This window comes from Sphingobium sp. B11D3B, from assembly GCF_025961735.1.
Taxonomy (GTDB): domain Bacteria; phylum Pseudomonadota; class Alphaproteobacteria; order Sphingomonadales; family Sphingomonadaceae; genus Sphingobium.
In genome coordinates this window covers 1,488,055-1,502,403 of record NZ_JAOQOF010000001.1, presented here as the reverse complement: position 1 = coordinate 1,502,403, position 14,349 = coordinate 1,488,055, and the positions used below count along the sequence as shown (strand labels likewise).

The window sequence follows — 14,349 nt, the reverse complement described above, 5'->3', positions numbered from 1 at the left end:
GAGAGATCCGGAGCGGCCTTTCTCTTTTGGTGCGTGTAAGAGCAGCGGACAGGGCGGCCGCGCCGCCCCGTCCTTCCGCCTTAGCGGCTGGCGACGGGCGTGACGCCCATTTCCTTGAGCAGCCGCTGCGCGCCATCGACCTTGTCCATCGTCCAGAGCATGAAGCGGCTGTCGACATGGATCGTGCGGTTGCGTTCGGCCACATAGGCCCAGTCGGAGATCACGCCTTCCAGCGTGCCGTCGAAGGCCAGGCCGACGAATTCGCCGCGCGCGTTCAGCGTCGAGGAGCCCGAGTTGCCATTGGTGATGTCCACATTGGACATGAAGTCCACCGGCAGCGTGCCCAGCTCCGGCGCGGCATAGGGGCCGTAGTCCTTGGCCTTGATCGCATCGATTGCGCCCTGCGGGGCATTGAACTCGCCCTTGCCGGTCTGCTTGGCGAGAAGGCCCTCGGCGGTGGTGAAGGCGGTCCAGATCTGGCCGTCCTTCTCCTTGCCCATCACCTTGCCCCAGGTCAGGCGCAGCGAGCTGTTGGCATCTGGATAGAGGGGCAGGCCGGCCGCCTGCTTGTAGGCCATCAGACCCTTCATATAGCCAGCCCGCGCGGCCTGCGTGCGACCCGACCGAGCCTTGGCGGCCTGCTCGCTCTCCATGTCGCCGGCATAGAGCGCGATGGCGAGCTTGATGAACGGATCGTCCGAGGTCTCGAAGGCGGAGGCGGGCTTATCCAGCCAGCCCAGCCGGGTCGGCGTGTCGCCCAGCTTGGTCTCGCCATAGAGCCGGTCGAAGCCGATCTGTGTGAGCGCGGCCTCGAACTTGGCATCGCGATCGGCGGCGTCGAGCTGGCGATATTCGACGAGCGCAGCCTCGAACAATTGACGATCGATCTTGGGCAGGAAGCGGCGCTCAACCTGACGGAGCCGGTCGACAATGCTCTCGCGGTCGCGCTGCTGGAAGCCGCTCTCGCGCTGGGCGTCGGGCTTTTCCTGCTCCTTGGCCCAGCGATACAGGGTGCGGGCCGCGCCGAGCAGTTGCGCGCGGTTGAGCAGGGAGGTGCGCAGGCCGGTGAGGGAAGCCTTGTTATTCTCGATGACCACCGCATCCAGCGCCGCAATGTCCGCGCCATAGCGCGCCTGACGGGCCGCGTCGGCAGCGACCCAGTCGCGGAAGGCCTTTTCCTCGGCCGGCTTGCGCTCATCGAGGCGGATGGCGTCGGCACCGACTAGGTCGCCGGCGAGCTTCTTCTCGTAATTCTCGGCCCCCGCGAGGATCGAGGCGTAACGGATCTGGGCTTCGCGGTCGCCCGCCGTCACCTTGTCGATCTGCGTCGCGTAATCGCTCAGCAGGCGCTGCCAGAGCGGCTCATATTCCGCGAAGTTGAACAGCACTTCATCGCTGGTGCGCAGGCGGTTCGTGGTGCCGGGGAAGCCGGCGACCATCACGAAATCGCCTTCCTTCACACCCTGCGAGGCAATGCGCAGCCAGGACTTCGGGCGGTAGGGGACGTTCTCCTTCGCGAAAGGCTTTGAGCTGCCGTCCGGCCCGACATAGGCGCGATAGAAGCCGAAGTCGCCGGTGTGGCGCGGCCACATCCAGTTGTCTGTCTCGCCGCCGAAATTGCCGAGCCCTTCGGCCGGCGCATAGACGAGGCGGACGTCCTGAATCTCGAGTTGCTGCTGGAGATAATAGGCCGCGCCGCCATAATAAGGCCGCACGTCGCAGCGGCGGTTGGCCTGCTTCTCGCAGGCCGAGATCAGTGCCTTGCGATTGGCGTCCAGCTTCTCGTACCGGGCGAGGCCATCGAGGCGGGGCGTCACGCCGCGCATCATCGCGCTGGTCACGTCGCGCAGATCCTCGATCACATAGATGCGCGATCCGGGCGCGGCGGGCAGTTCCTCGCCCAGCTCCTTGGCGAGAAAGCCATTGGTCAGATAATCCCGGCTTTCGCCGCTGTTATACTGGATGGACCCTTGCACGCAGTGATGGTTGGTCGCGACCAGCCCTTCGGGGCTGAGGAATGCAGCCGAGCAGCCGCCGAGCGAAACGATGGCGTTCAGCGGCGCGGCATCCAGCCGTCCCAGCTGATCGGGTGAGAGCGCCAGACCGTCGGCCTTGAGCGCGGCGCCAATGTCCTTGATCTGGCCCGGCATCCACATGCCTTCATTGGCAGCGGCCGGAGCGGCAAGGGCGAGGAGGGCGGTGCAGCCCGCGAGAGAAACGATATGATGGACACGCCGAGGCATGAGGCAAGGCTCCTGCAAATTTTGAGGTTGCCCTGCCTATCGCGCCATGAATGGGTGAACGCAAGCCGGGGCAGCCCGTTCGACCGGACCACCCTGAGCTGACGCTACGTCACCGGCAAGCTCGCCTCAGGCCTGCAGGCCGTTGTCCGCCTTGATCATGTCGGCCGCCTTCTCGCCGATCATGATGCTTGCGGCATTGGTGTTGCCACCCACGATTCGCGGCATGATGGCGGCATCGGCCACGCGCAGGCCCTGGAGGCCGTGGACGCACAGGCGCGGATCGACCACCGCCATGTCATCCTGCCCCATGGCGCAGGTGCCGACGGGGTGGAGGGCGGTGTTGATCGCGCTGCGCACCCAGGCATCGATCTCCGCATCGCTCTTTACATTCGGGCCGGGCATTACCTCGCCGCGCAAGACGTCGCTCAGCGGTGCGGTGGAGAATATCTCGCGCAGTTGCGGCACGAGGCGGCGGAAGAAGGCGCGATCGTTCTCGGTGGAGAGCACGTTGGAGAGGATGCGCGGCTTGTCCGTCGGGTCTGCCGAGCGCAGCTTCACCCAGCCGCGACCCTCGGGCCGCAGCAGCACGCAGGCCATGGCCACCACGTCCGCCTTGGGCTTGCGCCAGCCGGGGAACCAGGTCTGCGCGCCGATCATGGTCGGCTGGAACAGGCACTGCGCATCCGGGCGCTCAAGCTCGGGCCGGGTCTTGATGAAGCCGTTGGCGGTCACCGGCATGTCGGCGATCATGCCGCCGCGCGTCAGCAGCCACTGCAGCGCGGCAAGCGCCGAGCGGTCGATGCGCAGGCTGTTGGTCAGCGTCACGCTGCGCGCCGCTGCATTGACCATCGCGACCGAAGGGTGGTCCTGCAGGTTCATGCCGACGCCGGGAAGGTGATGCACTACATCGATGCCCTGCTCGGCGAGATGCTCGGCCGGGCCGATGCCGGAGAGCAGCAGCACCTGGGGCGAATTATAGGCACCGCCCGAAAGGATGATTTCCTGCGCGGCGGCGACCCGCTTGTCCCGGCCTTCGCTGTCGCGATAGTGAACCGCGACCGCGCGGCCGTTGGCGACCTCGATGCGGGTGACCAGCGCGCCGGTTTCCACGGTCAGATTGGGCCGCGACATCGCCGGAATGAGGAAGCGCGCGGCGGTGCTGGCGCGCGTGCCCTCATGGATGTTGAGCGGCGGCGGTCCCCAGCCTTCCTGGTCGGCGCGGTGGAAGCTGTCGCGCTCGTCATAGCCGAGCGATTTTACGGTGCTGATGAACCGTTGGTAGAGATCGTTGGTCTTGGGCTGCTGCTTGACGCTCAGCGGGCCGCCCTTGCCATGCCAATGGTCCTCGGGGCCCCAATGATTTTCCGATTTCTTGAAGTAGGGCAGCACATCGTCATAGCTCCAGCCCTCGTTGCCGAGCTGGCGCCACTCGTCATAATCCCGCGCATGGCCGCGCGCGTAGAGCATGCCGTTGATCATCGACGAGCCGCCCAGCGCCTTGCCGCGCGGCTGGCGGATCTGGCGGTTGTCTGCGAAGGGCTCCGGCTCGCCCATATAGCTCCAGTTGAACTTGGGATCGGCCATGACGAACGGGAAGAGGATCGGCATGGTGAGGCGGATGTCGCGCTCGCGGCGTCCGGCCTCCAGCACGAGGACCTTGGCATTGGGGTCTTCCGACAGGCGGGCGGCGATGACTGCGCCGGCCGAGCCGGATCCGATGATGATGAAGTCGGGCGTGGAGCTGTTGGCCAAGACTCAGAGTTCCTTGAAGCGGGCAGATTTGATGTGCGTGAACTTGCCGTTCGCGATGCGGTACAGGATGATGCTCTCGATCTCGCGCACATCGCCCTTCTTGGTCGGCCACATTTCGAATTCGGGCCAATCCTTGATCGTCTCGAAGCGCGTGTGGACCCGCAGCGCTGCGCCGTCATCGGCGAGAATGAGGTCGAGGATCGTCAGCGTTTCCTCGAAATGCGCCTTCACGCCGCGATAGAACTCGCCGATCTTCTCCCGGCCGACGATGTGCATCCGGTCCCCCAGCTGAAAGTCGACGTCATCTGCGTAGAAGCTGGTGAAACCATCGAAATCATTCGCGTTGAAGGCGCCGATATAGCGCTCGAAATCCTCGCGGGTCATGCGGCATACTCTCCTGTGTGAACCAGTTCGTCAGCGGGCAGGACCTTGCCCTTGAGGATGTCCGCCGCGCGCTCGGCGAGCATGATGGTGGGCGCATTGATGTTGCCGCCGGTCTCATCCGGCATCACCGAGGCATCGATCACCCGCAGGCCTTCCATGCCGATCACCCGCAACTGCGGATCGACCACCGCCATCGGGCCGGTGCCCATCCGGCAGGTGCCGAGCGGATGCTGCGTGGTGGTCGTGGTGGCGCGGATGTGCTCATCCAGCGCCTCATCGCTCACCACATCGGCGCCGGGCGAGATTTCCTTGCCGGTGATCTCGGCTTGCGGCGAGGTGGCATAGATCTTCCGCGCAATGCGGATGCCCGCCCGCGCCGTGGCGAAATCGGCCGGCGCGCTGAACAGGTTGAGGAAAATGCCGACATGATCTTCGGCCTTGGGCGATTTGAGGAACACCCGGCCGCGGCTCTCCGGGTGGAGCAGGATGACGTCGGCGGTCAGCTTGTGCGGCGGACGCTTCTTGATGCCGGGGAACCACAGATGCGCGTCCAGCGTCACGGGGTTGCACCAGAGCTGAATGTCCGGCTGGGCGAGGCGCGGGTCGGTGCGCAGCACCGGGTTGGCGCTGTTCACCTGCCGCGCAAAGGGGCCGGTGCCCATGAAGTACCAGCGCAGCACGGAGAGCGTTGCCCTGTCGAAGCGCAACTCATTGACGAAGGTGACCGGCGCGGCCTCGAACAGCACCGGCGTACGGGGATGTTCGGAGAGGTTCTCGCCGACGCCGGGCAGGTCATGCACGACCGGAATTTCCATCTCGCGCAGATGCTGCGCCGGGCCGATGCCGGAGAGCATGAGCAACTGCGGCGAATTGTAGCTGCCGCCCGAAAGGATGACCTCGCGTCGGGCAAGGGCGGCCTTGAGAATGCCGTCGTGGCGATACTCCACGCCCGTCGCCCGCTTGCCTTCGGTCAGCACGCGCTGGGTCATCGCGTTGGTCAGAACCGTCAGATTGGGCCGATCCATAGCGGGCTTGAGATAGGCGGCATAGGTCGAGGCCCGGCGGCCATTCTTGTCGATGGTCAGCTCGACGCGGCCGACGCCTTCCTCGTCGCCATCGTGAATATCGTCGGTGATCGGGAAGCCGGCGTTCTTCGCGGCGGCCATGAGTTCATCGTGGAGCAGCCATTTGGTGGCGTTGGGCGTCACGCTCAGCGGGCCTTCGGCGCCGTGCAGATCGGACGCGCCGCGCCAGCTGCGCTCCATCTTGCGGAAATAGGGGAGCACATCGGCGTAGCTCCAGCCCTTGCAGCCCATCTGCGCCCAGCGATCGAAATCGGCGCTGTGACCGCGCATGAACACCATGCCGTTGATCGAGCTGGAGCCGCCGAGCAGCCGGCCGCGCGGCAGGATCAGCTTGCGGTTGTTCATGTGCGGCTCCGGCTCCGTCCAATAGGGCCAGGTGTAGCCGGGCTTGAACAGCGCCTTGAGGAAGCCGAGCGGCATCCGAATCAGCCAGTCATCGCCACCACCGCCTGCCTCCAGCAGCAGGACGCGCACATTCGGGTCCTCGGTGAGTCGCGCCGCGAGCACCGACCCGGCGGACCCCGCGCCGACGATCACATAATCAAAGGAATTTTCGGACAAAGTCACTCTCCATGGACTTCCGGCGCGCTAGAGTTGGCGTGGACGCATGTCTGCTGTTATTGAGGAGATCATGATGATTCAACATGATCTCTGCCGTCAGGGTGCCGACGGCTGCTGGAAAGGATGTCTGTTTCGATGAATGCGCCTTATAATCCCGGTCTGCTTGAGCAACTGCGTATGCGCTACGCCAACGGCCCGGTCAAAATGTTGATCGGCGGGCAGTGGGTCGAGGCCGCATCCGGCGAAACCTTCGAAACGCTCAATCCCTCGACCGGCGAACTCATCGCTAATGTCGCCAGCGCCGGCGAGGTCGACGTGGACCGGGCCGTTGCCGCCGCGCGCAAGGCGTTCGAGGGTGCCTGGTCGGGCGTGAAGCCCACCGAGCGGACCAATCTGCTGCTCAAGCTCGCCGATCTGCTTGAAGCCAATGCCGAGGAACTGGCTCTGCTGGAGACGCTGGACGTAGGGCGGCCCATCCAGTTCTCGCGGATGATCGACGTCGCGGGCGCCGTTGGCCAGCTGCGCTACAATGCCGGCTGGGCGACCAAGATTTTCGGCGAGACCGCAGAGATCAGCGCACCGGGCGAATGGCTCTCCTATGTGCTGCGCGAGCCGGTCGGCGTGTGCGCGCAGATCGTGCCGTGGAATTTCCCGCTGGTCATGGCCATGGGTAAGCTGGCGCCGGCGATCGCGGCGGGCTGCACCGTGGTGCTCAAGCCAGCCGAACAGACTCCGCTCAGCACGCTGCGGCTGGGTGAGCTGGTGCTTGAGGCGGGTTTCCCCGAAGGCGTAATCAACATCGTCTCGGGCTTCGGCCGGACCGCTGGCGCGGCGCTGGCTGCGCACCGCGATGTCGACAAGGTCTCGTTCACCGGTTCGACGGTGACCGGCAAGGCGATCATCGAAGCCTCCAAGACGAACTTCAAGCGCGTGCAGCTCGAACTGGGCGGCAAGTCGCCGACCTATATTTTTGCAGATGCGGATCTTTCCAAAGCCATTCCGGCAGCGGCGATGGGTATCTTCTTCAATGCCGGTCAGGTCTGCGCGGCGGGATCGCGCCTGTTCGTGCATGAGAAGGTGGCCGATGCCGTGCTGGAAGGCGTGGTGAACATGGCGCGGGGCATGAAGGTCGGCCAGACCCTCGATGCCTCGACCATGATCGGCCCGCTGGTCAGCGCGGCGCAGCTTGACCGCGTGACCGGTTATATCGAATCCGGCCGCCAGGAAGGCGCCAGCGTGCTTGCCGGCGGTGATCGCCTCTCCGGTGAGGGCTATGAAGGCGGCTATTTCGTCCAGCCCACCGTGCTTGTGGATACCAAGCCCGACATGCGCGTGCGTGCCGAGGAAATCTTCGGCCCCGTGCTGTGCGCGATGCGCTTCACCGACGAGGATGATGTCGCGGCTCTGGCGGCGCGTGGCAATGAGACGGAGTTCGGCCTGTCGGCATCCATCTACACCCAGAATATCTCCACTGCACACAAGCTGGCCCGGCGCCTCAAATCCGGCACTATCCGCATCAACGGTTCGGGCGGCGTCGATCCCGCGCTTCCGCTCGGCGGCTACAAGGCCTCCGGCTGGGGCCGTGAGAATGGCAAGGCCGGCGTTGAGGCCTATACCGAGCTCAAGGCGGTCAGCGTCGCCCTCTAAGGGCGCGCTGCGAATTATAGTGCCGCCTCGGGTCTACGGGGGCGGCCCGAGGAGAGGGGGAGCGCAATTGAGCGCAAAGGATAACAACAATGGGGCGGCGGGGCCTCTCGAAGAAGCCTGGCGCATCTTCGATTCCCGCCACCTTCCTTATCGTTTGCTGATGCTCGGCAAGATGCTGGACCGGCTTTCGGTCCAGCACATCCGGGACAATGCCGGTGTCTCGCTGGCGGAGTGGCGCGTGTTGGCCCATCTCGCGGTGATGGGCACCAAAAGTGCCAGCGAAGTTTCGGCCGCAGCGCTGGTGGACCGGGCGGAAGTCAGCCGCGCGGTGCGGGTTCTGGAAGAAGAAGGCTTTCTGCGGCGCGAGGAAAACCCCCGAAACCGCAAGAGCAGCCTGCTGGTACTGACCGAAAAGGGGCAGGACAGCTACAAGCGGGTCCATATGGACCGGCGCAAGTTCTTCAGCATGTTGACGGCCGATTTCAGCGAGTCCGAACTGTCGGACCTGGACGGCATGTTGCTGCGCATGGCCAAAAGGGCCGACCAAATGGGGCGTGAAGGCGTTCCTTCAGCGAGGAAAAAGCCTTGAATTACGACGATTATGTCGCCGACTTCAACGAAGGTCAGGATGATCGCCTTGTCGAGCGATGGTTCGCGCCGGATTGCGTGATGTACAGCAGCACCCGCGTCTGCCGTGGGCGCGATGGCCTGCTCGATTTCCTCGACTGGGCCCATGACGGCGTACGCGAGGTCATCCGGCCCCGGCTGGTACTGCGGGAGGGCAACCGGCTGTTCGTCGATGTGGACATGGATTTCATCTGCCACGCGCCGCGCCCCGATTTCCCCTTCGCGCCCTTGCTGCCGGGCGATATTCTGACGGTGCGGTTCTTCGTGACCTATCTGTTGAACGAGGCCGGGCAAATCCAGGAACTGTGCTCCATGACCTGGCCGGCGGAGCAGGGCGTCACCAAGGCGCCGATGCTCTCATCCCATGCGGGCGGGCGTGCGGCCTATCATGCCTATGCGGCGGCGTTCAGCGCTGGCGATATAAAGCGGGCAGGGCGTTACTACACAGAGGACTGTGTGCTGCGGCTACCCTCAGTGCCTGTCATCAACGGACGCGATGGCATCTGCGACTTCTATCGCACCATGTTCCAGACGGTACGGGAAGATCTCACCATCCATGGGCTGGTGATCGACGATAATGGAATTGCGGTGGATTGCACCAGCACCTTCACGGCGCAGCAGGACGCGCCCGATTTCGTGGTCGCGCCGCTCAAGCAAGGCGAGAGCATTCAGGTGCGCGTGTTCGTCGTGTACGGATTGCGCAATGGGCAAATCGCGACGATCGACGTGGCGCGGGCAGGCGCCGTGGCACCGCCCGCGTCCGCCTGATCGTCAGGTTATCGACGGCTGGAATGCTGGCGGGTCGCTGGCGGGAAAGGACTCGTCCGAGGCTTCGTCAATCTCGTCCCATTTGCCCGGGGCGGGCTTGTGCTTCATCGCATCCGGCCCGGCATCGCGGACCTCGGGGTTTTCGTCCGTCTCGGTTTTCGTCTTGGGGTCTTCGGGCATCGACATCTCAAATCCTTTCGTGATTTCCTTGTCGTCTGATCGATCAACGCCTGCGTGCGCCAGCAGTTGCATGGCCCTGTCGGAAGCGGAACGCGTCCTGCCGCGTTAGGCAGCTATGAAGGCATCCGGTTTTTATCGCGCGATCCGCTGGCTCGTCTGGGCGGGCGTTCTGATTCTGGCAGCGTTGCTGGCGTTCGCGCTGTTCCGCCCGGCCCCGCAGGATCTCCCTTGGACGCCGCTTTCGCTGGATCAGCCGATCGGCCTGTTCACGCGGCACAAGCTCTCAGGGTTGCGGGACGATGCGCCACAATGTCGCGCCTTGCTTCATCGCGCCGGGTTGGAGACGATGGCGGTCCCGGCTTTCGGCAGTGACCAATGCCGGGTTACGACCGCCACCCGCCTTGCGGCTGGGCAGGACATGCTCGCCCTTTCGCCGATGGACGTGGCCCCGGCCTGCACCGTTATGGCCGCCACCGCGCTCTGGACCTGGCAGGTCGTCCAGCCTGCCGCGCAGCAAATCCTCGGCGCGTCTGTGGTGCGCATCGAGCATTTGGGCAGCTATAGTTGCCGGCGGATGTACGGGCGCGGCGAAGGCGCGTGGAGCGAACATGCCACCGCCAATGCGTTGGACATCGCCGGCTTCGTGCTGAGCGACGGCCGCCGGATCTCGGTGCTGCGGGATTGGGACGGGGAGGGCGAAGAGGCCGCCTTCCTGCGAACCGTGCGCGATGGCGCATGCCGCGTGTTTTCGACCGTGCTCTCGCCGGATTATAACCGCCAGCATGCCGATCACTTCCACTTCGATCAGGCGGATCGGGGCGGGGTCAGCTGGGGCGTTTGCCGCTGATCAGCCGGCCTCGACCTGCTGCTCTTCCAGCCAGGCGATCAGGCCGCGTTCGGGGCGGCTGAGCCATTTTGTCTGGCGCGGCAGGTGCGTCTGCTTGCGGAATTCGCCCGCCCCGTCGCGCGCCAAGGCGACGAGATTGGGGTGGATGTAGGATTTGCGGGCTATGGCCGGCGTATTGCCGAGATGCTCCGAGACATGGGTCAGCATCGCCGTGAGGGTCGAGACCTCCTGCTCGTGCAGCAGCCAGTCGAACGCGAGCACGCTCGCCCGCCATGTCCGGAAGTGCTTGGCGGTGAAGTCCGCGCCCATCGTCTCGCGCAGATAGCCGTTCACATCCGATGATGAGACCGGCGAGGCGGTGCCGTCGTCGCGCAGATACTGGAAGAGGTGCTGGCCCGGCAGATCCTGCATCTGGCGAACGAAGCGAATGAGGCGGCGGTCCGTCATGCTGACTTCGCTCAGCTTGCCCGACTTGGCCTTGAACCGCAGGGTGAGGCGGCTGCCGGTAACCTTGGCATGGCGCCGGCGCAGGGTAGTGGCGCCAAAGCTGCGATTGTTCTTGGCATAGGCCTCGTTCCCCACGCGGATGCGGCCGCTGTCGAGCAGCTGGACGACCGAAGCGATGGCCCGCTCGGCAGTCAGGCCGCGCCCGGCCAGATCATCCTCCACCCGGCGGCGCAGCAGCGGCAACAGGGCGCCGAAAGCGGCGCAGCCCTCATATTTGCGGGCGTCCCGCTCGGCGGTGAAATCCGGGTGGTAGCGATATTGCTTGCGCCCGCGCGCATCGATGCCCGTTGCCAGAATATGGGCGTGGGCATTGGGCGCGAACCAGGCATCGGTATATGCCGGCGGCAGGCCGATGCGGTTGAGCCGGTCGATCTCTGCCCGCTCGGTGATGCGCGCGCCTTCCGCATCGAAATAGGCCCAGCCGCGTTTTCCACTCGGTCGACGGCGAATGCCCGGCATGCTGTCGTCGACGAAAATCAGCGCGTGTGTCATGCTCGGGGCCGCTCCTTGCCTATCCACGGGGCCTATCCACGGGACTTGTCCATGGGCATGGACGAGCGCACAACGCGCAAGCTGCGGGTTTGGAGCCAGCCGGCAGCGCACGCAGACAGGCCCGGCAGATGGCAGTGGAGAAACCGGTGACGAAGATGCGGGAAGAACGCGACAGCCTGGGTCCCATCGACGTGCCTGACGCGGCCTATTGGGGCGCCCAGACCCAGCGCAGCATCGAGAATTTTCCGTTCGGCCCGGCTGAGCGAATGCCGATCGGCATCGTCCATGCGCTGGCCATCGTGAAAAGCGCCGCCGCGCATGTGAACCGCGCGCACGGACTGGCCCCGGACATCGCCGATGCCATCGAGACGGCAGCGGCGGAGATCGTGGCCGGCAAGCTGGACGATCAGTTTCCCCTGGTCATCTGGCAGACCGGCAGCGGCACCCAGACCAACATGAACGTGAACGAGGTGATCGCCGGCCGGGCCAACGAGGCGCTGACGGGCCAGCGTGGCGGCAAGGCACCGGTCCATCCCAACGATCATGTCAATATGAGCCAGTCGTCCAACGACAGCTTCCCGACGGCGCTGCACATCGCAGCCGCCCGCGCGCTGGTCGAACGGCTGCTGCCCGCGCTCGATCATCTTGCCGATCTGCTCGGCGCGATGGCGAAGGCTTGGTCCGGCATCGTCAAGATCGGCCGGACGCATCTGCAGGACGCGACACCGCTTACGCTCGGGCAGGAGTTTTCCGGCTATGCTCAGCAACTGCTCAACTGCCGCAACCGTCTCTCCCGCGCCCTGGAAGAGGAGCTGATGCCGTTGGCGCAGGGCGGCACGGCGGTCGGCACAGGCCTGAATGCGCCGCAAGGGTTCGGCGAGGCGGTGGCCAAGCAGATTGCGGCGTTGACCGATCTTCCGTTCAGGACCGCGCCCAACAAGTTCGAGGCCTTGGCCTCCAACGATCCGCTGGTCCAGCTCTCCGGGTCTCTGGCGACACTCGCTGTCGCGCTGACCAAGATCGCCAATGATATCCGCCTGCTCGGCTCGGGGCCGCGTTCGGGGCTGGGCGAACTGGAATTGCCGGCCAATGAGCCAGGCAGCTCGATCATGCCCGGCAAGGTCAACCCCACCCAGTGCGAGATGCTGACGATGGTTGCCGCGCAGGTGATCGGCAATCATCAGGCCGTGACGGTCGGTGGCTTGCAGGGGCATCTCGAACTTAACGTCTTCAAGCCGATGATCGGTGCGGCGATCCTGCGCTCCATCGATCTGCTGAGCACGGGAATGGAGAGCTTTGCCGAGCGCTGCGTGGAAGGCATCATCCCCAATGAGGCGCGCATCGCGGACCTGGTCGAGCGCTCGCTGATGCTGGTCACTGCGCTGGCGCCACAGGTCGGATACGACAACGCCGCCAAGATCGCCAAATATGCGCATGAGCAGGGCCTGAGCCTGCGCGAGGCGGCCTCTGCGCTCGGGCTTGTCGATGCGGCGACCTTCAATCGTCTGGTGCAGCCGCAGTCCATGATCTGACCGAACCGGCCTTCTGGACGCCGATGTGACACGGCGTGACTCGCTGTCGATCGGTTTGCCGCTTTACCCGGAACTCCTGCGCTATCTGGCCGTTGGTTTGGCAGATGGCGTCGCGCTGATGCGCCGCCTCAAGACCCAGGGCCGGCATAGTCCGGCATTGGCACCTTGGTCCCGGTTGGATCGGCAAACCCCGTCCGTGGATCGAGGCCCACCTTCAACAGGAAGAGGACCAGGCTCATGGCTACCGAAATCGCAATTGACGAAACTCAGCGCCTCATCTCCTCCGACAAGGTCGAGGGCACGACGGTGTACAACCGGCAGGGCGAGAAGCTCGGGACGGTGCGCAACTTCATGGTCGATAAGCGGAGCGGCAAGGCTGAATATGCCGTGATGTCGTTTGGCGGGCTGTTCGGCCTTGGTAGCGATTATTATCCGCTGCCGTGGGACATGCTCGATTATGATACCGAATATGGCGGCTATGTCGTCGATATCGAGAAATCCCGTCTCGAAGGCGCGCCGCGATATGCGCAGGAAGACCCCGTCTACGACCATGGCTACGGCCGGCAGGTCTACGGATATTGGGGCATCCCTTATCCCTTCGTCTGATCGACAGGCACAGGCCGCCCGGCACGAACGGGCGGCCTTTTAATTTGAAGGCTTACCCATGCCAGCCAAATCCAAAGCGCAGCAGAAAGCCGCCGGGGCAGCCTTGTCTGCCAAACGCGGCGACAGCGTCAAATCCGACCTCAAGGGTGCCTCACGCGAGATGTATGACTCGATGAGCAAGAGCCAGCTTGAGGATTTTGCCTCCGGCAGCCGCAAGGGCAAGCCGGACCACGTCAAGTGACGTGCTGAACGGAAGAATGATCCATGACTGACACAATCGAGATGATCCACGAAGACAATCTGCCTGGTGACGAGCACAAGCTCGATCCGCAGCCGGAGTTCATGCCGCGCTACCCCGGATCGGGCCGACTGAAAGGCAAGGTCGCGGTCGTGACCGGTGCGGATAGCGGTATCGGCCGGGCGGTTGCGGTGCTGTTCGCGCGTGAAGGCGCCGATGTCGCCATCGCTTATCTGTGCGAGCATGAAGACGCCGCCAAGACGCAAAAGCTGGTCGAGCAGGAAGGCGCTCGCGCGCTCGTGTTCGCGGGCGACCTGGGCGACAAGGCTGTCTGTCAGGACCTGATCGATCGCACAATAGGCGCGTTCGGGCGTCTCGACATCATCATCAACAATGCCGGGGAGCAGCACCCGGACAAGGCGATCGAGGACATCACCGAGGAACAGCTCAAGCGCACGTTCCAGACGAACATCTATTCGATGTTCTTCGTGGTACAGGCGGCGATGCCGCATCTTCGCGAGGGCGCGGCGATCGTCAACTGCACCTCCGTCACGATGTATCAGGGCTCCAAGGAACTGCTCGATTATTCGAGCACCAAGGGCGCCATCACCGCGTTCACCCGCTCGCTCAGCGAAAACCTCATCGAGAAGGGCATTCGCGTCAACGCCGTGGCGCCGGGGCCGATCTGGACGCCACTCAACCCGTTCGGCGGTGCCAGCAAGGAGAAACTCGCGCATTTCGGCGAGAGCACGCCGATGGGTCGCCCGGGCCAGCCGAACGAAGTCGCGCCGTGCTTCCTGTTCCTCGCCTGCGAGGATTCCAGCTATATGAGCGGGCAGGTGCTCCACCCCAATGGCGGGATGGTCGTCGGCTCCTGAGT

Annotated in this window: 14 protein-coding genes; 8 read left to right on the top strand and 6 right to left on the bottom strand. The window is 64.6% G+C overall.

Translation table 11 applies throughout. The features are described 5' to 3' along the window. Positions 1-80: 80 nt before the first annotated feature. The 4 genes from M2333_RS07120 to M2333_RS07105 all read right to left on the bottom strand — a co-directional run bounded on the left by M2333_RS07120 (position 81) and on the right by M2333_RS07105 (position 6,025). Entirely contained in the window at positions 81-2,243 is a 2,163-nt protein-coding gene (locus M2333_RS07120) for a S46 family peptidase (RefSeq protein ID WP_264611296.1), read from the bottom strand. Between the two features lie 126 nt (positions 2,244-2,369). Continuing rightward, a complete protein-coding gene (locus tag M2333_RS07115) occupies positions 2,370-3,995 on the bottom strand; it encodes a GMC family oxidoreductase (RefSeq protein WP_264611295.1) in 1,626 nt (541 codons plus the stop codon). Positions 3,996-3,998: 3 nt separating this feature from the next. Beyond that, positions 3,999-4,379, bottom strand: a complete 381-nt coding sequence (locus M2333_RS07110; RefSeq protein ID WP_264570004.1) for a nuclear transport factor 2 family protein — start codon at positions 4,377-4,379, stop codon at positions 3,999-4,001. Then, positions 4,376-6,025 (bottom strand): GMC family oxidoreductase, encoded by a 1,650-nt coding sequence (locus M2333_RS07105; protein ID WP_264611294.1) that lies wholly within the window; start codon positions 6,023-6,025, stop codon positions 4,376-4,378. The genes M2333_RS07110 and M2333_RS07105 overlap by 4 nt, the downstream gene beginning before the upstream one ends. Before the next feature lie 123 nt (positions 6,026-6,148). On the opposite strand from M2333_RS07105, the gene M2333_RS07100 reads away from it, so the two are divergent. The 3 genes from M2333_RS07100 to M2333_RS07090 all read left to right on the top strand — a co-directional run bounded on the left by M2333_RS07100 (position 6,149) and on the right by M2333_RS07090 (position 9,067). Continuing rightward, the gene (locus M2333_RS07100; protein ID WP_319801304.1) at positions 6,149-7,672 is read left to right on the top strand and encodes an aldehyde dehydrogenase family protein; all 1,524 of its coding nucleotides are present in this window, start codon (positions 6,149-6,151) and stop codon (positions 7,670-7,672) included. Positions 7,673-7,832: 160 nt separating this feature from the next. Next, complete coding sequence (locus M2333_RS07095) at positions 7,833-8,261, top strand: MarR family winged helix-turn-helix transcriptional regulator (RefSeq protein ID WP_264572545.1); 429 nt, start codon at positions 7,833-7,835, stop codon at positions 8,259-8,261. Next, a complete protein-coding gene (locus tag M2333_RS07090) occupies positions 8,258-9,067 on the top strand; it encodes a nuclear transport factor 2 family protein (RefSeq protein ID WP_264611293.1) in 810 nt (269 codons plus the stop codon). The genes M2333_RS07095 and M2333_RS07090 overlap by 4 nt, the downstream gene beginning before the upstream one ends. Before the next feature lie 3 nt (positions 9,068-9,070). Here M2333_RS07090 and M2333_RS07085 read toward each other — a convergent pair whose 3' ends face one another. Further along, positions 9,071-9,253, bottom strand: coding sequence for a hypothetical protein (locus M2333_RS07085; protein ID WP_264572224.1), 183 nt, complete (start codon positions 9,251-9,253; stop codon positions 9,071-9,073). 109 nt (positions 9,254-9,362) lie between these two features. On the opposite strand from M2333_RS07085, the gene M2333_RS07080 reads away from it, so the two are divergent. Then, the gene (locus tag M2333_RS07080) at positions 9,363-10,094 is read left to right on the top strand and encodes an extensin family protein (RefSeq protein WP_264611292.1); all 732 of its coding nucleotides are present in this window, start codon (positions 9,363-9,365) and stop codon (positions 10,092-10,094) included. Here M2333_RS07080 and M2333_RS07075 read toward each other — a convergent pair whose 3' ends face one another. After that, entirely contained in the window at positions 10,095-11,093 is a 999-nt protein-coding gene (locus M2333_RS07075) for a DNA topoisomerase IB (protein ID WP_264611291.1), read from the bottom strand. 128 nt (positions 11,094-11,221) lie between these two features. On the opposite strand from M2333_RS07075, the gene fumC reads away from it, so the two are divergent. From fumC to M2333_RS07055, 4 genes are all read left to right on the top strand, one after another. After that, the gene (gene fumC / locus M2333_RS07070) at positions 11,222-12,625 is read left to right on the top strand and encodes a class II fumarate hydratase (RefSeq protein WP_413716481.1); all 1,404 of its coding nucleotides are present in this window, start codon (positions 11,222-11,224) and stop codon (positions 12,623-12,625) included. Between the two features lie 237 nt (positions 12,626-12,862). Then, positions 12,863-13,231, top strand: coding sequence for a PRC-barrel domain-containing protein (locus M2333_RS07065; RefSeq protein WP_181559327.1), 369 nt, complete (start codon positions 12,863-12,865; stop codon positions 13,229-13,231). 58 nt (positions 13,232-13,289) lie between these two features. Then, a complete protein-coding gene (locus M2333_RS07060) occupies positions 13,290-13,472 on the top strand; it encodes a DUF3008 family protein (RefSeq protein ID WP_264611290.1) in 183 nt (60 codons plus the stop codon). Between the two features lie 23 nt (positions 13,473-13,495). Then, positions 13,496-14,347 (top strand): SDR family oxidoreductase, encoded by an 852-nt coding sequence (locus M2333_RS07055; RefSeq protein WP_264611289.1) that lies wholly within the window; start codon positions 13,496-13,498, stop codon positions 14,345-14,347. The last annotated feature ends 2 nt before the right edge of the window (positions 14,348-14,349 follow it).